This is a genomic window from Stappia sp. P2PMeth1 (assembly GCF_900185735.1).
In the GTDB taxonomy this organism is placed as follows: Bacteria; Pseudomonadota; Alphaproteobacteria; order Rhizobiales; family Stappiaceae; genus Stappia.
Genome location: NZ_FYAW01000022.1, coordinates 473,418 through 491,421, shown reverse-complemented (window position 1 = coordinate 491,421; position 18,004 = coordinate 473,418). Strand labels below are relative to the sequence as shown.

General features: G+C 69.2%; 17 protein-coding genes. 10 read left to right on the top strand and 7 right to left on the bottom strand.

The features are described from left to right. On the bottom strand, positions 1-579 hold the full coding sequence (gene lptE, locus P2PM1_RS17855; protein ID WP_186387542.1) for an LPS assembly lipoprotein LptE: 579 nt from the start codon (positions 577-579) through the stop codon (positions 1-3). Then, on the bottom strand, positions 566-3,175 hold the full coding sequence (leuS, locus tag P2PM1_RS17850) for a leucine--tRNA ligase (RefSeq protein ID WP_186399963.1): 2,610 nt from the start codon (positions 3,173-3,175) through the stop codon (positions 566-568). Before leuS ends, lptE begins: the two co-directional genes overlap by 14 nt. A gap of 188 nt (positions 3,176-3,363) precedes the next feature. Between leuS and P2PM1_RS17845 the strand changes: the two genes are divergently transcribed. The 7 genes from P2PM1_RS17845 to rplS all read left to right on the top strand — a co-directional run bounded on the left by P2PM1_RS17845 (position 3,364) and on the right by rplS (position 9,481). Beyond that, entirely contained in the window at positions 3,364-4,062 is a 699-nt protein-coding gene (locus tag P2PM1_RS17845; protein WP_186399962.1) for a YggS family pyridoxal phosphate-dependent enzyme, read from the top strand. 329 nt (positions 4,063-4,391) lie between these two features. Next, complete coding sequence (gene ffh, locus P2PM1_RS17840) at positions 4,392-5,954, top strand: signal recognition particle protein (protein ID WP_186399961.1); 1,563 nt, start codon at positions 4,392-4,394, stop codon at positions 5,952-5,954. After that, entirely contained in the window at positions 5,951-6,268 is a 318-nt protein-coding gene (locus P2PM1_RS17835; RefSeq protein ID WP_186387546.1) for a chorismate mutase, read from the top strand. Before ffh ends, P2PM1_RS17835 begins: the two co-directional genes overlap by 4 nt. A gap of 36 nt (positions 6,269-6,304) precedes the next feature. Further along, entirely contained in the window at positions 6,305-6,700 is a 396-nt protein-coding gene (rpsP, locus tag P2PM1_RS17830; RefSeq protein ID WP_186387547.1) for a 30S ribosomal protein S16, read from the top strand. A gap of 135 nt (positions 6,701-6,835) precedes the next feature. Next, positions 6,836-7,414: a ribosome maturation factor RimM gene (gene rimM / locus P2PM1_RS17825; RefSeq protein WP_186399960.1), complete on the top strand. Its 579-nt coding sequence runs from the start codon at positions 6,836-6,838 to the stop codon at positions 7,412-7,414. Positions 7,415-8,043: 629 nt separating this feature from the next. Further along, entirely contained in the window at positions 8,044-8,739 is a 696-nt protein-coding gene (gene trmD / locus P2PM1_RS17820; protein WP_186399959.1) for a tRNA (guanosine(37)-N1)-methyltransferase TrmD, read from the top strand. A 280-nt stretch (positions 8,740-9,019) separates the two neighbouring features. Further along, the gene (rplS, locus tag P2PM1_RS17815; RefSeq protein WP_208984349.1) at positions 9,020-9,481 is read left to right on the top strand and encodes a 50S ribosomal protein L19; all 462 of its coding nucleotides are present in this window, start codon (positions 9,020-9,022) and stop codon (positions 9,479-9,481) included. Positions 9,482-9,613: 132 nt separating this feature from the next. On the opposite strand, the gene P2PM1_RS17810 is transcribed toward rplS, so the two are convergent. After that, the gene (locus P2PM1_RS17810; protein WP_186387550.1) at positions 9,614-10,636 is read right to left on the bottom strand and encodes an ABC transporter permease; all 1,023 of its coding nucleotides are present in this window, start codon (positions 10,634-10,636) and stop codon (positions 9,614-9,616) included. Beyond that, positions 10,629-11,288, bottom strand: a complete 660-nt coding sequence (gene ftsE / locus P2PM1_RS17805; RefSeq protein WP_186387551.1) for a cell division ATP-binding protein FtsE — start codon at positions 11,286-11,288, stop codon at positions 10,629-10,631. The genes P2PM1_RS17810 and ftsE overlap by 8 nt, the downstream gene beginning before the upstream one ends. A 242-nt stretch (positions 11,289-11,530) precedes the next feature. Between ftsE and P2PM1_RS17800 the strand changes: the two genes are divergently transcribed. Genes P2PM1_RS17800 through P2PM1_RS17790 form a run of 3 tightly spaced genes read left to right on the top strand, consistent with a single transcriptional unit; the run spans position 11,531 to position 13,524 of the window. After that, a complete protein-coding gene (locus tag P2PM1_RS17800; protein ID WP_186387552.1) occupies positions 11,531-12,559 on the top strand; it encodes an MJ0042-type zinc finger domain-containing protein in 1,029 nt (342 codons plus the stop codon). Further along, entirely contained in the window at positions 12,556-13,098 is a 543-nt protein-coding gene (gene hpt, locus P2PM1_RS17795) for a hypoxanthine phosphoribosyltransferase (protein ID WP_186399958.1), read from the top strand. Before P2PM1_RS17800 ends, hpt begins: the two co-directional genes overlap by 4 nt. 30 nt (positions 13,099-13,128) lie before the next feature. Next, positions 13,129-13,524 carry a response regulator gene (locus tag P2PM1_RS17790; protein ID WP_186387554.1) on the top strand — a complete coding sequence of 132 codons (396 nt, stop codon included), beginning with the start codon at positions 13,129-13,131 and terminating at the stop codon, positions 13,522-13,524. A 177-nt stretch (positions 13,525-13,701) separates the two neighbouring features. On the opposite strand, the gene P2PM1_RS17785 is transcribed toward P2PM1_RS17790, so the two are convergent. The 3 genes from P2PM1_RS17785 to P2PM1_RS17775 all read right to left on the bottom strand — a co-directional run bounded on the left by P2PM1_RS17785 (position 13,702) and on the right by P2PM1_RS17775 (position 17,938). Continuing rightward, on the bottom strand, positions 13,702-16,290 hold the full coding sequence (locus P2PM1_RS17785) for a TIGR02302 family protein (protein WP_186399957.1): 2,589 nt from the start codon (positions 16,288-16,290) through the stop codon (positions 13,702-13,704). Positions 16,291-16,396: 106 nt separating this feature from the next. After that, positions 16,397-17,671 carry a diaminopimelate decarboxylase gene (lysA, locus tag P2PM1_RS17780; protein ID WP_186399956.1) on the bottom strand — a complete coding sequence of 425 codons (1,275 nt, stop codon included), beginning with the start codon at positions 17,669-17,671 and terminating at the stop codon, positions 16,397-16,399. Positions 17,672-17,740: 69 nt separating this feature from the next. Next, positions 17,741-17,938: a lipoprotein gene (locus P2PM1_RS17775; protein WP_186387557.1), complete on the bottom strand. Its 198-nt coding sequence runs from the start codon at positions 17,936-17,938 to the stop codon at positions 17,741-17,743. Positions 17,939-18,004: the final 66 nt, after the last annotated feature.

Genomic DNA, 18,004 nt, shown 5'->3' with positions numbered 1-18,004 from the left:
TCAGCCGCGGGACGCGAAGAAGCCGGCGAGCCGCGTCTGGATGTCGCCGGCCACCATCTTCGCCGCCCGGTCCTCGGCATCGCGCTGGGCGCGCAGGTTGGCGAAGCGCTGGCTGGAGAAGTCGAAGGAGGCGGAGCCGAAGGCGCGGCCCGTGGTCACCGTGCGGCCCGTGCCGAGCTCGCTCAGCACATAGGTGGCGTTGACGGTGACCGTATAGGCCGACGGCACGTCGGCGAGCCGCTCGACGCCGACCTCGTTGAGCGGCCGGTCGATCAGGATCCGCAGCCGGTAGCGCTGCTCGCCCGCCTCGCGGCCGCGGCGGAAGCCGAAGATCAGCTCGTTGCGCAGCACCTGGCCGACCCGGTCGAGATCCTCCCTGGAGGAGGTCTCCACCAGATCGATGTCGATGGCCGCCAGTTCGCTGGCGACGGCGGGGGAGGCTCCCGACACTCCGCCGATGGTGCCGTAGAGCGGCCGCACCTGGCAGGCGCCGGCAAGCAGCGCCGCACCGATGACGAGAACGGCGAGCGTCCGCCGGCGGGCGGGCTGCTGCGGTTGCGGATGGTCACACGACGACATTCACGATCCTCTGCGGAACCACGATGATCTTGCGGGCGGGCTTGCCGTCCAGCGCGCGCTGCACGGCCTCGAGCAGCAAGGTAGCCGCTTCGACCTCCTCATTGGAAGCCTCGCGTGAGACGACGAGGTCCGCGCGCTTCTTGCCGTTCACCTGCACCGGCAGGGTGATGGTCGCCTCGACCAGGAGAGCCGCCTCGATCTCCGGCCAGCCCTGCGTTGCCAGTAGGCTCTCGTGGCCGAGCGCCCGCCAGCATTCCTCGGCCAGGTGCGGCGCCATCGGCGCCATCATCTGCACCAGGAAGGCCGCCGCCTCGCGCTGGGCGAAGCGCATGTCGTCGCCCTCCGCGCCGCCCTGCAAGGCCTTGGACAGCGTGTTGACCAGTTCGTAGATCCGGGCGACGGCGCGGTTGAAGGACAGCGCCTCGATATCGGCCGAGATCGCCTGGCAGGCCTTGTGGGTCGCCCGGCGCAGGGCGGTCGCCGCCTCGCCGAACGCGTCGGGACGCGCCGTCTGCGGCACGCTCTCGCCGATCTCGGAAATCAGTCGCCAGACACGCTGCATGAAGCGCCAGGCGCCCTGCACCCCGTCCTCGGTCCACTGCACGTCGCGCTCGGGCGGGCTGTCGGACAGCATGAACCAGCGGGCCGTGTCGGCGCCGTAGGTCTCGATGATGTCGGTCGGGTCGACGGTGTTCTTCTTCGACTTCGACATCTTCTCGATGGAGCCGATGGCGACTTCCTCGCCGCTCTCCAGCAGGAAGGCCTTGCGCGTCTCGCCGTCGCCCTCGATGCGCACCTCGGCCGGCGAGACCCAGCCGCCGCCCGGCGCCTTGTAGGTCTCGTGCGTCACCATGCCTTGCGTGAACAGGCCGCGGAACGGCTCCTTGACGTCGAGATGCCCGGTGACGCTCATCGCCCTGGCGAAGAAGCGCGAATAGAGCAGGTGCAGGATCGCGTGCTCGATGCCGCCGATATACTGGTCGACCGGCAGCCAGGCATCCGCCACCGCCTTGTCGGTCGGCGTCTTGGCGCGCGGATCGGTGAAGCGGGCGAAATACCACGAGGAATCGACGAACGTGTCCATCGTGTCGGTCTCGCGCCGCGCCGGCTTGCCGCAATTCGGACAGGCGACGTTGCGCCAGGTCGGATGGCGGTCGAGCGGATTGCCCGGCTTGTCGAAGTCGATGTCGTCGGGCAGTTGCACCGGCAGGTCGGCGACCGGCACCGGCACCACGCCGCAATCGTCGCAATGAATGACCGGGATCGGGCAGCCCCAGTAGCGCTGGCGCGAGATGCCCCAGTCGCGCAGGCGGTAGTTGACCTGGCGCTGCGCCTGCGGCGCCCCGTCCAGCATCGCCGCCTCCAGCCGCGCGGCCACCGCGTCCTTGGCGTCGGCAATCGACAGACCGTCCATGAAGGCGGAATTGTAGATCGTGCCCTCGTCCGTATAGGCCTCGTCGCGGATCTCGAAGGTCTCCGGATCCGCCCCGTTCGGCAGCACCACCGGACGCACCGGCAGGTGATACTTGCGGGCGAAGTCGAGGTCGCGCTGGTCATGCGCCGGGCAGGCGAAGATCGCGCCGGTGCCGTAGTCCATCAGGATGAAGTTGGCGATATAGACCGGCAGCGTGATCGAGGGGTCGAGCGGATGGACGACCGTCAGCCCGGTGTCGATGCCGATCTTCTCCGCCGTCTCGATCGCCTCGGCCGAGGTGCCGATGCGCCGGCACTCCTCGACGAAGGCGGCGATCTTCGGGTCGTTCTCGGCGAGCCTGCGCGAGATCGGATGGTCCGGCGACAGACCCATGAAGGACGCACCGAACAGCGTATCCGGCCGGGTGGTGAAGATCTCCAGCGACGTGTCGCCGGTCGGCGCGGGCGTCGAGAAGGCGAAGCGCACGCGCAGGCCCTCGGACCGGCCGATCCAGTTCTTCTGCATCAGGCGGACCTTGTCAGGCCAGCGGTCGAGCGTGTCGAGCGCCGACAACAGCTCTTCCGACCAGTCGGAGATCTTGAAGAACCACTGGGTCAGCTCGCGCTGCTCGACCAAGGCGCCGGAGCGCCAGCCGCGCCCGTCGATCACCTGCTCGTTGGCGAGCACGGTCATGTCGACCGGGTCCCAGTTGACCTTGGAGTTCTTGCGATAGGCAAGGCCGGCCTTCAGGAAATCCAGGAACAGGTGCTGCTGCTGGGTGTAATACTCGACGTCGCAGGTGGCAAACTCGCGCTCCCAGTCGAGCGACAGGCCCATGATCTTCAACTGGCCGCGCATCGTCGCGATGTTCTGATAGGTCCAGTCGCGCGGATGCACCTTGTTCTGCATCGCCGCGTTTTCCGCCGGCATGCCGAAGGCGTCCCAGCCCATCGGGTGCAGCACGTTGAAGCCGCGCGCCCGCTTGTAGCGTGCCACGACATCGCCCATGGCGTAGTTGCGCACATGCCCCATGTGGATGCGCCCCGACGGATAGGGGAACATCTCGAGCACGTAATACTTCGGCCGGGGATCCTCGTTGCGGGTGGCGAAAACCTTCGCCTCGTCCCAGACCTTCTGCCAGCGGCTTTCCGCTTCGCGGGCGTTGTAGCGCTCCGTCGCCATGATGTCGTGTGCTTCGCTCGTTGCCGTGAAAAGAAATGATGTGGCGCGACTGTCACCAGAAATCGCCGGCCCGGTCAACCGGCAAGGCCGGCGGCGCGCGCCTCTCCCCTCCAGGACTTGCATTCGCGCCGCACCCGTCGCATGTCCATGGCAGCGACCGCAACGCCCAAGCACGAAGAGCCAGCAAGATGTCCGCGCACGCCGCCGAACCGACCAAGACCGACGCCGCCGGCCGGATCGCCGGCATCCGCGACAGGATCGCCGCCGCCGAGCAGGACGGCGCGCGCGCGACCGGCTCGGTCACGCTGATCGCCGTCAGCAAGACCTTCGACGCCGAGGCCATCCGCCCGGTGATCGCCGCCGGCCAGCGCGTCTTCGGCGAGAACCGCGTGCAGGAGGCGCAGGGCAAGTGGCCGGCGCTGCGCGGGGAGTTTCCCGATATCGAGCTGCACCTGATCGGTCCGCTGCAGTCGAACAAGGCGAAGGACGCCGTCGCCCTGTTCGACGTGATCCACACGCTCGACCGGGAGAAGATCGCCCGCGCGCTCGCCACCGAATGCGCGGAACAGGGCCGGACCTTGCGCTTCTTCATTCAGGTGAACACCGGCGAGGAGCCGCAAAAGGCCGGCATCGCCCCGCGCGAGGCGGACGAGTTCGTCGCCTTCTGCCGGGACGAGCTGCGCCTGCCGCTGCTCGGCCTGATGTGCATCCCCCCGGTCGACGACACGCCGGGCCCGCATTTCGCGCTGCTGCGCAAGATCGCCGAGCGCAACGGCCTTGCCGGCCTGTCGATGGGCATGTCCTCGGATTTCGAAAGCGCGGTGCGCGTCGGCGCCACCCATGTGCGCGTCGGCTCGGCGATTTTCGGCACGCGCGACTACCCCTGAGCCGGCAGGCCGTGGCTTCGGCGTTTTGCAAAGGGGGGGCGTTTCGCAAAGGGGGGCGTTTTGCAAAGGGGGGCGTTTTGCAGGGGAATGCGCCGGCTCCCTTGACTTTCGCTGGCGTTTGCGGGTATCAGCCCGTCAACTCCGAAAGAGTGACGACACTACGATCCGCCGCCCGGGACCCGCAGAGGTATAAAGAGATCCCGGAGGTTCACACCCGACAGCGCGATGCGCCCTCGGGTGTCACACCGCTTTGCGGATCGCGCTTCGTCCCGCCCGGGGGACACGGAAGCAGCGACAGCCGCTGCCTCGAGAGAGTTTAAGGAGACGGCATGTTCGAAAGTCTGTCAGATCGCCTCAGCGGCATTCTCGACAAGCTGACGCGGCGCGGTGCGCTGTCGGAGACCGATGTCTCCGAGGCGCTGCGCGAGGTCCGCCGCGCCCTGATCGAGGCCGATGTCGCGCTGCCCGTGGTCAAGTCCTTCACCGACAAGGTGCGGACCCGGGCCGTCGGCCAGGAAGTCCTCAAATCGGTGACGCCGGGCCAGCAGGTCGTCAAGATCGTCCACGACCAGCTCGTCGAGATGCTCGGCGGCGCCGGCGAGCCGATCGACCTCAACGCGGCCGCGCCCTTCGCCATCATGATGGTCGGCCTGCAGGGCTCGGGCAAGACCACCTCGACCGCCAAGATCGCCCTGCGGCTGACCAGGAACGAGCGCCGCAAGGTGCTGATGGCCTCGCTCGACACCCGCCGCCCGGCGGCGCAGGAGCAGCTCAAGGTGCTCGGCGAGCAGACCGGCATCGACACGCTGCCGATCGTCGCCGGCCAGACGCCGGTGCAGATCGCCTCGCGCGCCATGACCGCGGCGCGGCTCGGCGGCTACGACATCGTCATGCTCGACACCGCCGGCCGCACCCATATCGACGAGCCGCTGATGGTCGAGATGGCCGAGATCAAGGCGGCGACCAATCCGCACGAGATCCTGCTCGTCGCCGACAGCCTGACCGGCCAGGACGCGGTCAACCTCGCCACCTCCTTCGACGAGCGCGTTGGCATCACCGGCATCGTGCTCACCCGCATGGACGGCGACGGCCGCGGCGGTGCGGCGCTCTCGATGCGCGCCGTCACCGGCAAACCGGTCAAGCTCGTCGGCACCGGCGAGAAGGCGGATGCGCTGGAGGAATTCCACCCGGCGCGGATCGCCGACCGCATTCTCGGCATGGGCGACATCGTCTCGCTGGTGGAGAAGGCGGCGCGCGAGCTCGACCAGGAAAAGGCGGCCAAGATGGCCGCCCGCATGCAGAAGGGCAATTTCGACCTGGAGGACCTTGCCGAGCAGCTTCGCCAGATGGAGAAGCTCGGCGGCATGTCCGGGATCATGGGCATGATGCCCGGCGTCGGCAAGATCAAGAAGCAGCTCGACGCGGCCAATATCGACGACCGCGTGATCAAGCGCCAGGTCGCGATCATCCAGTCGATGACCCCGCAGGAGCGCCGCAAGCCCGACATTCTCAAGGCCAGCCGCAAGAAGCGCATCGCCACCGGCTCCGGCGTCGACGTCGCCGACGTCAACAAGCTGCTGAAGATGCACCGGCAGATGGCCGACATGATGAAGCAGATGGGCAAGGGCAAGGGCCTGCTCGGCAAGATGATGGGCGGCATGGGCCTGCCCGGCGGCGGCATGCCGAACATCGATCCGAAGGAACTGGAGCGCATGGCCCAATCCGGTCAACTGCCCGGTCAACTTCCCGGCGGGCTTCCAGGTCAGATGCCGGGTCTGCCCGGCGGGCTTGGTGGTTTGGGCGGCCTCGGTGGCCTCGGTGGACTGGGCGGGCCGAAGCTGCCCGGCGGTCTCGGCGGCCTTCCGGGCCTGGGACGGGGGAAGAAGAAATGACCGACAGCGCCGAGGAGATCCTCGAGCCGGCGTCCACCGCGATGGACGAGCTGCTGCGCCTGCGCGGCTCCATCGACAACATCGACGCCGCGCTGGTTCACATGCTTGCGGAGCGCTTCAAGTGCACGCAGAAGGTCGGCCTGCTGAAGGCGACGCACAATCTTCCGCCCGCCGATCCGGCGCGCGAGGAACGGCAGATCGCGCGGCTGCGCGCGCTTGCCCGGGACGCCAACCTCGATCCCGATTTCGCGGAGAAATTCCTGAACTTCATCGTCAGGGAAGTGATCCGACACCATGAAGCCATTCGCCGCTGAACCCGGCGTCGCACTGAAGTACCAAAGGAGACTACCATGGCCCTGAAAATTCGTCTTGCCCGCGGCGGCGCCAAGAAGCGTCCGTTCTACCGCATCGTTGTTGCCGACGTCCGCTCGCCGCGCGACGGCCGCTTCATCGAGAAGGTCGGCCTCTACAACCCGATGCTGCCGAAGGACAATGCCGACCGCATCGTCCTCGACGTCGAGCGCATCCAGCACTGGATGAGCCACGGCGCCCTGCCGACCGACCGCGTCCTGCGCTTCCTCGATGCCGCCGGCGTGCTGAGCCGCGAGGCCCGCAGCAACCCGAAGAAGGCCGAGCCGGGCACCAAGGCCAAGGAGCGTCTCGCTGCCAAGCGCCAGGCTGCCGAAGAGGCCGCTGCGGCGGCTGCCGAGGCTGCCGGCGGCGGCGAGGAAGCTGCTGCCGAGTAATCGGCACGGCCCTTCGAGCACCTTCAGGATCCGCGCCCTCCCGGCGCGGATCCGCCGGGGCCCTCAGGTCCCGACCCTGAACCGGATACCACCCGGGGACTGCACACCCGCCCTCCCCGTCAGGAGCACGGCCGCGTGAGCAAGGATCGCATTCTGATTGCCCGGATCGGCGCCGCCCATGGCGTGCGCGGCGAGGTTCGCGTCAAGCCGTTCGGCGACGATCCCCTGTCCTTCTGCGACTATGGACCGCTGGAGACCGCCGACGGCAAGCGCCGGCTGGTGGTGACATCCGCGCGCCTGCAAAAGGCGATGGTGGTGACCCGCTTCGAAGGGATCGACGACCGCACCGCCGCCGAGGCGCTGAACGGCCTCGATCTCTACGTCCCGCGCGACGCCCTGCCGGAACTCCAGGACGACGACGAGTTCTACCACACCGACCTGCTCGGCCTCGAAGCGGTCTCGCCGGAGGGGGAGACCATCGGCAGGATTGTCGCGCTGCCCGATTTCGGCGCCGGCACGCTGGTCGAGATCCGCCCGCAAGGGACGGCGTCCTTCTACGTGCCCTTCACCCGCGAGGCGGTGCCGGAGATCGACCTGGCCGCCGGCAAGGTGACCGTCGTCGTGCCCGAAAGCACGGATGACGACGAGGCTCGGGACGACGGTGCGCGCGACGCGGACGACGACGGGGACGGGGACGGGGACACGGTGGACTGAGCCTGCGGGGCCTCAGCCGTCTCGTCCGGCTCCGGGGCAGGCGCCCTGCCGCCGGCAAGGGCGGCTCTCCTCTGCGAGCGCAGCAGCGCGATGGCGGCGACGACAAGAGCGACGCCGATCAGGTTCGCGGCGATGTCGCCCAGCGAGAATTCCCGGTGGGGAAACAGCGACTGCACCAGTTCCCCGGCCAATCCCAGCCCGGTGGCGACGGCGGCCGAAATCCGCAGCCGGCAACAGAAGACCGCATGCACCGCCAGGGTCAGAAGCCCGAAGAAAACCAGGTGCTGCAGCTTGTCGAAAGGGTGGTCGATGCCCGGATTGGAGATGAAACCGGCGAAGATCCCGTAGGCGACGAGCAGGGCCAGCGGCCACACCCGGGCCGGCGACAGGTCGAGATAGTGCCGCCGCGCCAGGGAGCGAACGAGATCGACAAGGCGGGCAACCGGCTGCGGCATGAAGATCTCCGGGGATTGCGCCTTCCTTGCTGCGCGGGAAAGCCTTAAGCGGGGGTTGCCCCGCTCATCAAGCGACGGCAACGCATCCAGTGACGGCAACACTCCGTGCATCGGCGCAAATCCGGCCAACAATATGGCCGCGCAACCAGGTCCACCACATCTAAGGAGCAAACGATGGCGTTCCGGGCGTCGATCCTCAGCCTCTATCCGGAGATGTTTCCAGGTCCGCTCGGCACCTCGCTGGCCGGGCGGGCGCTGGAGCGCGGCGACTGGGATCTGGAGCTGCACCAGATCCGCGATCACGCCACCGATCGTCACCGCTCCGTCGACGACACCCCCGCCGGCGGCGGTGCCGGCATGGTGCTGCGCGCCGACATCCTCGCCCTTGCCATCGATGCGGCGAGCCCCGCCGGCGATCCGCGGCCGCGCCTGTTGATGAGCCCGCGCGGCCGTCCGCTCGACCAGGGCCGGGTCCGCGAGCTGGCGCAGGGCCCCGGTGCGGTGATCGTCTGCGGCCGCTTCGAGGGGGTGGACCAGCGGGTGATCGAGGCGCGAGGTCTGGAGGAAGTGTCGATCGGCGACTACATCCTCTCCGGCGGCGAACTCGCCGCCATGGTCCTGCTCGACGCGGTGGTCCGCCTGCTGCCCGGCGTCATGGGCAATGCCGAGAGCGGCGCTTTCGAGAGCTTCGAGACCGGCCTGCTGGAGCATCCGCACTACACCCGCCCGCGCGAGTTCGAGGGCGCCGGCATTCCCGAGGTGCTGACCTCGGGCGATCACGCCCGCATCGATCGCTGGCGCCGGGAGGAGGCCGAGCGGCTGACCCGCGAGCGCCGGCCCGACCTGTGGCAGCGCCATACGGGCGAGTGAGGCGCGGGTTTCTGCGCCGAACGGGCGCAAAAGGGCATGACAAACGCTGTGAGTTGCGCTAGACAGCGGCCACTCGGGCGCCTGCCGGCGCAAGCCGTGACGATTGTCGTTTGCCTTTGCCCCGGATCGCGGGCGCGGGGGCACCGCATCTCGCGAGCGCGGCGGCCCCGGTCGAATTCCGTGGCCGGACCTGTCCGGCCTGGCCAAAACCCGGTGAATTCGCCCCTGCGGCTCGACCGTCAGCGGACGCTCTGACCGAGACGAACCAAAAGGCAGTGCCATGAACATCATCGAACAGCTCAATGCCGAGGAAATGGCGAAGGTCGAAGCCCAGCGCAAGCTGCCGAGCTTCTCTCCCGGCGACACGATCCGCGTCAACGTCCGCGTGACGGAAGGCAACCGCACCCGTACCCAGGCCTATGAGGGCGTGTGCATCGCCCGTTCCGGCGGCGGCATCAACGAGAACTTCACCGTCCGCAAGATCTCCTATGGCGAAGGTGTGGAGCGCGTGTTCCCGATCTTCTCGCCGATGCTCGAGGGCGTCGAGGTCGTGCGCCGCGGCAAGGTGCGTCGCGCCAAGCTCTATTACCTGCGCGGCCGTCGCGGCAAGTCGGCCCGTATCGTCGAGGCGACCAACGTGCGCGCCCGTCGTCTGAACGACGAGGTCAAGGCCGACGTCGCCGCCGCCAAGGCCGCGAAGGAGGCCGAGCAGGCCGCCGCTGCCAGCGAGAGCGCCGAATAAGACGCTCAAGGTCCGGCGCCCGCGCCCGGATCTGTCATCTGCCGAATGCGAAAACCCCGGAGCCTCAGGTTCCGGGGTTTTTGTTTGAGGTTTTATTTGGGAGCTTTTCGTTTGCGGAGCGGCGCCGCTCCGCTACTCGATCCGTCGCAGATGCGCGCGCACCGCAAGGCGCGAGGTCGCCGCCGTCAGCACGGTGACGAGGAAGATGATCGCCAGCACGCCGAGATAGCCGCCGACGCCGACCGACACGCCGCCGAACATGTCCATCGAGCGGGCAAGGCCCTGCAGGCCGCTGCGCTCGTCCGCCAGGAAGCCGAGGACGAGAAAGACCAGACAGGCGGCGACGCCGCCGGCCAGCCCGCCCTGCAGGCCGAGCAGCAGGAAGTGGCGCTGGAACTCGCGGGCGACGAAACTGTCCTCCGCGCCGACGAAATGCAGCACCTCGACCACGTCGCGATTGCCGGCCATCGCCGCCCGCGTCGCGAAGACGACCGACAGCACCATCGAGCCAAGCACCAGCAGCAGCACGGCGATGCCGCCCAGCACCACCGCATTGGCCATGGCCGCAAGCCGGCTGGTCCACAGGCTGTGATCGTCGACGCTCGCCCCGCGCACCTCGGCGCTGACCGCCAGGCGCAGCGCGCCGAGGTCGAACGCCGCCGGCGCCGCCACCTGCACCTGGATCAGCCGCGGCACCGGCAGGCTCTCCAGGTCGAGCCCGGCGCCGAGCCAGGGCTGCAGCAGGTTTCGCGTCTCCTGGTCGGACAGCGCCCGCACCGTGCCGACGCCGGCCTGGGCCCGTGCCGCCGCCGTCGCCTTCTCGATCTCGCGCAGCATGTCGACGCCTTCCGCCGGGCGGATCTGGATCGTCACCTCGCGCAGGAGGTCGTTGGACCAGGCGCTGGCCGCCTCGTGAATGACGGTCACCGCGCCGATGGTCAGGCAGGCGAGGAAGCTCATGATCGCCACCACCAGCGTCAGCGCGCGCCCCGCGACCGCCTGCGGCGGCACGATCGGGGCGGAGGGGCGCAGCTCGCCGGCGGCGCCGCGCTTGCGTGCCTTGGGTGCGGCCTTTGCCCGGCGCGGGGCGGCTGGCCGGCCAGCGGCCGGACGGGGGCCGCGCCCGGCCCTCTGGGTCCTGTCGTCGTCAGTCATGGATCTGCAACCGTCCTTCGCCCAGCTCCATGCGCCGCGCGTCGACCTGGTCCATCAGGGCGAGGTCGTGCGTGGCGATCACCACCGAGGTGCCGAGCCGGTTCAGCTCGATGAACAGCCGCAGCAGCCGCCGCGCCAGCGGCGGATCCACATTGCCCGTCGGCTCGTCCGCCAGCAACATCTCCGGCCGGGTGATCAGCGCCCTGGCGATCGCCGCGCGCTGCTTCTCGCCGCCCGAGAGCACCGGCGGCAGCACATGCATGCGCTCGCCGAGCCCCACCCATTTCAGCAGTTCCACCACGTCGGAGCGGTATTGGCTTTCCTCCTGGCCGATGACGCGCAGCGGCAGGGCGACATTCTCGTAGGTCGTCAGGTGATCGAGCAGGCGGAAATCCTGGAAGACGATGCCGATGCGCCGGCGCAGCGCCGGGATCTGGCTCTTGTTCAGCGCCGAGGTGTCCTTGCCGAAGGCGCGGATCAGCCCGCGCGTCGGCTTCAGCGACAGGAACAGCAGGCGCATCAGGCTGGTCTTGCCCGCACCGGACGGACCGGTAAGGAACTGGAATGACTGCGGCCTGATCTCGAAGGTCAGGTCGCGCAGGACTTCCGGCCCCATGCCGTAGCGCAGACCGACATTTTCGAATCGGATCACGGCAACCTCTCGTTAAGACATTGGCCGGACAGTATCGCCTCGGCATTAACGCTTCATTAACGATATCCAGGCGTGATGGAGCCAGAACACCCGGAAAGCGGCCGGCGCGACGATCAATCGTTTCGCCGTTTGCGGCATGTTTACGGTCTTCGCCGGAAACTACCCGCTTTGCGAACCGGCTCTCCGGGTGTCGATACGCCTTTCCGGCCGGTATTTGCGGGCAAGACGAGGCCGCGTCCACAATGAAGATCACCTGTCCGGACTGCGCAACCGCCTATCGGGTCAGCCCCGCCGCCCTCGGGCCGGAGGGCCGCGACGTCAAATGCGCCCGCTGCGGCACGCGCTGGCACGCGCTTCCCGATCCGGACACCGCCTCCATCGAGACCGAACTGCCCGAAGACGCCGATACCGAGGCACGGGCCGCGCGCAAACCGGCAGCGGCGATGGCCGGCCGTGACGACGCCTCCCCGGCCGAGGACGACGAGGACGACAGCGACGGCGCGCAGTGGGGCGACGACCGGGAGGAGGACCCTGCGGATCGGGACGAGGACGTCTTCTCCGCCGCGTCGGAGCCGCGCGACGACGGTCTGGAGGATGAGGACGACCAGGCCGAGGACGGCTGGGAAGCGGCCAAACGGGTCGAGCCCGCGGCTCTTCCGGTAGCCGCGGCGGCGGCCGAGGCGGATGGGGCAGCGGCAAGCGCCAAGCCGGTCGACATCGAAAGCCTCGCCCGCAAGCCGAAGATCTATGTCAAGCCGCGCAGCAGCGAGCCGGTGCTGGGCCGCCTGCTCGCCAGGATCGGCCAGCGCGCCCGCCGGCTGCGTCCCCGCCGGGTGGTCGGCACGATGATGTTCTTCGGCGCCATCGCCCTGTGCGCGCTGGCGGTCACCTTCCGCACGCCGATCGTCGCCCGCATGCCGGATCTGGCCGGCCTGTTCGCCCTCGCCGGGCTGGAGGTCAACCTGCGCGGGCTGGAATTCCGCGACCTGCGCACCTTCCGGGAGATCGAGGACGGCGCCATCGTGCTGGTGATCGAAGGCACGATCGTCAATGTCGAGCGGGAAGCGGTGCCGATCCCGGCCATTCGCCTCGCCCTGCGCAGCGAGGATGCCCAGGAAATCTACGCCTGGACCATGGAACCGCGCTTGCGCCGGCTCGATGTCGGTGGCACGACGCGGTTTCGCACCCGCCTGTCGGCCCCGCCCGATCTGGCGGCGGACATCCAGGTGCGCTTCGTGGAGCGCAAAGAACGCCAGGTCAGGCTGCAATGAACGACACTGTCGACATCCGAACCCTTTTCGACGAAGCCGCGATCGCCGCCCGGGTCGAGGAGGTCGCTTGCGAGATCGCGGCCTCGCGGCCGCAGGGGCTGCTCGTCGTTGCCGTGCTCAAGGGCAGCTTCATGTTCGCCGCCGATCTGGTGCGGGCCATGCATCGGGCCGGCCTGACGCCGGAGATGGAGTTCATCCACCTGTCGAGCTATGGCGCGGGCACCGAGTCAAGGGAAATCCGCGTGTTGCGCGATGTGGAGAGCGATGTTGCCGGCCGGGATGTGATTCTCGTGGATGACATCCTGGAAAGCGGCCGCACGCTGGCTTTTGCGCGAGACCGACTCAGCGAGCGCGGCGCAGGCTCTGTGCGCATCGCCGCCTTGCTCGACAAGCCGATGCGCCGCAAAACCGCCATTTCCGCGGATTATGTCGGGTTCGAGTGTCCGGACAAGTTCGTTGTCGGCTACGGGATGGACATGGGCCACAAGTGGCGCCAGCTCCCGTTCATCGGCTACGTCGTCCAGGATGCACCGGCCTAGCGCGCGGATGGTTCAACAACGGAGGGGGACATGGCCCGCATTCTGATCGCCGAAGACGACGAAGCCGTTCGCAGCTTCGTCAAGCGCGCCCTCGAGCTGGACGGTCACGCCGTGGTCGCCCTGGAAGACGGTGCGGCGGCGGCCGAGACGCTGGCGAAGGAAAAGGGCGCCTTCGACCTCATCCTTTCGGACATCAAGATGCCGGTGATGGACGGCATCGCCTTCGCCCTGATCGCCGCCCGCGACTATCCCGCCGTGCCGATCCTGCTGATGACGGGCTTCGCCGACCAGCGCGAGCGGGCGAACGGGCTCGACGCGCTGATCCACGACGTCGTCACCAAGCCGTTCTCGCTGGCGGAAATCCGCCGCGCCGTCAGCGATGCCCTGCTCGGCATCTGCCGCGAAGAGACCCGCCGCTACGCCTGACCGCGTGGCGGCCTGCGCCTCGGCCGCAGCCCCTTCCTTCACGGAGGCGAGCCGTCGTCTCCCGCTCCGGCGCTGTCGCCGGCTTCCTTCTTCCCCCCAATCGTCCGTTGAAACGCAACGGGCCCGCGCTTGTCCCGCGCGAGCCCGAAATCGCAGCGCACGCCCGCAAGGCGCCGCTCAGTTGCGCCGCAGCAGCCGCTCCAGATAATCGAGTTCGATCATCGGCCGGGTCGGGTCCGAGAAGCGCCGGCGCAACTCCTCCAGGATCCGGCGCGCCCGCTGCACGTCGATCTCGTCCGGCACCCGCACCCGGTCGCCGAAATCCGGCCCTTCCGTGCGGCGCGGCCGCCCGAGCGGGTCCTCGTCCATCGGGCTGCCCTGGCGTCCGGCCATGCCGGGCCCGTCGCCCGGCCCCGGCTGTCCGAACATCTGCTCCGCCATGCCCTGCGCCCCGCGCCGCAGCGCATCCAGCGCATTGCCCTGCTGTCCGACGGCATCGCCCGGCTGACCCTGGCCGAGGCTGTCGCGGGCATTGCCCATCTCCTCGCCGGCCCGGCCGAGGTCGTCGTTCGACGGCATGCCGTTGCGGGCCATCTGGTCGAGAAGCTGCTGCAGCCGCTCGCCCAGTTGCCCTTGCCCTTCCTGAAGCTGCCTCAGGGCCTCGGCAAGCTCTTCCGGCGTCATTTGTCCCGGCTGGCCTTGCTGACCCTGCTGGCCCTGCTGACGACCCTGCTCCTGCTGCTGGTTGAAGCGGTTGGTCTGGTCCATCAGCTCCTGCTGCCGCTGGATCATCCGGCCGAGCTCGTTGAGCGCCTGCATCATCTCCTGCGTCATGCTGTCCGGCATCTGCTGCGGCCGGCCGGCCTGCAGGTTCTCCAGCATCCGCTGCATCTGGGCGAGCAGTTCGCGCGCGGCATCGCGCGAGCCGCTGCGCGCCAGTTCCTCGATCCGCGACAGCATCTCGTTGAGGTCCTGCGGCCGCAGGTTCTGCGCATTCGGATCGAGCGGCTGCATCGCTTGCGGGTTCTGCCGCAACTGCTCGGCCAGCGCCTGCATGTATTCGTTCAGCGCCTGGCGCAGCTCTTCCGTCAGCCGGGCGATCTCCTCGTCGGACGCTCCGTCCTCCAGCGCCCGGCGCAGCGCTTCCTGCGCGTCGCGCAAGGCCCGCTCGGCGGTCGACAGGTCGCCGTCCTCGATGTTCAGCGCCAGTTCCCACAGCAGGTCGACGACATCGCGCAGCTCGTCGTCCGACTGCGCGGCAACGAGCTGGCCACGGGCGAAGCGCATGCCGAGATGGGTCCGCAGCTTCTCGCCGAAGACTTCCGGCGCCAGCATCAGGCCGTCGAACGCGTCGAGCACGCGCACCTGCGCATTGGCGTCGAGCGCCAGGCTGCGGCGCTGCTCGACCACCGCACGCGCCAGCGGCTTGGCGAAGCGCCGCTGCGGCAGGGTGAAGCGGTGCGGCTCGGAATAGCCGGTCTGTCCTGCATGGTCGCTGGCGCTCAGCACCACGTCCACCTCGGAGCCGGCCCAGGGATGGCTGGTCAGGTCGCGAATCGTTTCGCCGGTCCCGGTGCGCCGCTCGCCGGCGGCCAGCGACAGCGGAAAGCTCGGCGCCTCGACCAGGGGGCGGATCGCCGCGCCGCTGTCCTGGTTGCGGCGCTGCGCCGGGCGGATGTCGGCGCGCGCGCCGACGATGCCGTAGTCGTCCTGCGCCAGATAGGTGAATTTGACCGCGCCGCTGAGCTGCTCTTCCGGATCGTTGAGCAGGCGGATGGTCGGCGGCTCGTCCGGCTCCACCGCCACCTGCCAGGCATGCACGAGCGCTTCGCCATCGCGGATTTCGATGGCCGCGGATGTCTCGAGCCGGCTGCGCAAACCGCCTGCGACAGCCGCCGGCGCCGCGCCCTCGTCGCCGCTCCCCCCGCCGGCCTCGGCCAGGTTCACCGTCTCCTGCGGCGTGACCAGCAGCACGGCAAGCGCACCGACCCCTTGCGCGCGGACGATCACCTCGCTGCCCTGCGGCACGCTGATCGCCTTGCCGGGGTCGCGCAATTCGGCCGCCGCCCCGGTCAGGAACACCGGCGCCCGGCCAGTATAGACCGGTGGTGCGATCCAGGCATCGATCCGGGCGGCAACGGGGGCCGCCTGCGGCGCGCCGCCGCCGAACGGCGACAGCCGCGACAGATGGCTGCCCTCGGCCGCGAAATAGCCCACCAGCAGCAGCATCGCCGCCAGCACGCGCAGGGCAAAGGGATCGCGGCGGAAGGCCTGCGGGCTCGGCAGATCGGTGCGCACGCTGGCCAGCGCGGCGCTGGCGCGGCGGCGGTGCACCTCCCACAACGCCCGCGTCTCGGCGCTCTCGCCGCCGTCGAACAGCCGGTCGTCCAGCGCCGCCAGCGGCCGGTGGCTGAGGCCCGAGACACGCTCGATCCGAGCCAGCGCTTCGGCGCGGGAGGGAGAACCGGCACGGGCGAGCGGCAGGGCGGCGTACACGGCACCGGCGAGGACGCCGAGCGCGGCGATCGCCGACAGCCAGGACGGCAGCATCGACCACAGGCCGAGCCAGGACAGGCCGACATAGAGGGCGACAACGATCAGGACCGAGTGCAGCGGCGGCCAGACCCGCTCCCAAAGCAGCGACAGGCGCGTGCGCAGAACCGCCCGTTCGAGGCGCGCGCGCGCGCGCCGGGCCTCGTCGCCCGGCGGCGGGACGGCTGGGCCGGGTTCCGCTCCGGAACCGGCCGGTGTCGTCGCGTCTGTCACTGTCTGTCTCCGCGGCCCGACCCTTGGGTCACCCGCCCCCGTTCCGTTAGGGTGGGGCGTTTCGTCCGCTTTGGCAAGGCCGCGCCGGGCAAAGGCGCCCCGCGGCTCAGTTCTCGTCGAGCCAGGACGGCAGCCTGTCGAGGCCGATCAGCTCCTCGTAGGTCGGCCGGGGACGCACCACCGCGTGGGCGTCGCCCTTCACCAGAACCTCCGGAACGAGCAGCCGGCTGTTGTAGCTGCAGGCCTGCACCGCGCCATAGGCGCCGGCCGAATGCAAGACCAGCAGGTCGCCCGGCACAACCGCCGGCATGTCGCGATCATGGCCGAGATAGTCGCCGGTCTCGCAGACCGGACCGACCACGTCGGCCGTCACCCGCGGATGGTCGGGGGCCGGCAGGACCACCGTGCGGATCTCGTGATAGGCGTCGTAGAGCGTCGGGCGGATCAGGTCGTTCATCGCCGCGTCGACGACCACGAAGGTCTTCGCCGCGCCCTGCTTCACATAGAGGACGCGGGTGACGAGGATGCCGGCATTGCCGGCGATCATCCGCCCCGGCTCGAAGATCACCTTGCAGTCGAGATGCTCGACATGCCGGCGCACCACCTCCGCATAGGCCTCCGGGTGCGGCGGCGGCTCGTTGTTGTCCCGGTAGGGAATGCCGAGCCCGCCGCCGAGATCGACATGGTCGATGGCATGGCCGTCGCCGCGCAGGTCCGCGATCAGCCCGCCGAGCCGCGAGAACGCCGTGTCGAAGGGCTCCAGCTCGGTGATCTGCGAGCCGATATGCATGTCGATGCCCGACACCTGCAGCCCCGGCAGGGCGGCCGCATGGGCATAGACCTCGCGCGCCCGGCCCCAGGGAATGCCGAACTTGTTCTCCGCCTTGCCGGTGGCGATCTTGGCATGGGTGCGCGCGTCGACATCCGGGTTGATGCGGATCGAGACCCGCGCCGTGCGGCCCTTCTGGCTCGCCACCTGCGAAAGCTGCACCAGTTCCGGCTCGCTCTCGACATTGAAGCACAGGATGTCCTCGTCGAGCGCGTGCGCCTGTTCCTGCGCCGTCTTGCCGACGCCGGAGAACATGATCCGGTCGGCCGGCACCCCGGCCGCCCGCGCCCGGCGCAATTCGCCTTCCGAAACCACGTCCATGCCGGCGCCGAGCCGCGCCAGCGTCGACAGCACCGCCTGGTTGGAATTCGCCTTCATCGCGTAGCAGACGAGCGTCGGGATGCCGGAGAAAGCCTCGCTGAACACCCGGTAGTGCCGCTCCAGCGTGGCGGTGGAATAGCAGTAGAACGGAGTTCCGACCTCGGCGGCGATGGTCTCGACCGGCACGTCCTCGGCAAACAGCCGGCCATCGACATAGTGGAAGTGATGCAAGGCCTTGTCCTGACCAGAGGGCACCGGTGGCGGTGGCGCCGCCGGCTGCCGGCATGAAAACGCGACGTCTCAGATGATGGCGTCGAGGATGAAGGGTCGGTCCGGGCGCGCCGACGCCGGCGCCTGCGCCGGAGCCGCCTGACCGGGCGCGGAGACGGCGGGATCCACCTGACCTGGACGATCGAGGGCGCCGCGACGGCCGCAGCCGGCCAGCGTCAGCGCCAGCACGGCCGCGATCAGCACGCCGCCGCTCAGGACCCGAGACATGCCAGCTTTCGCCATGGTGAGCGTCGCTCCTGTTGACGTCCGTTCGAAGCGGGCCGGCCCGGCCGG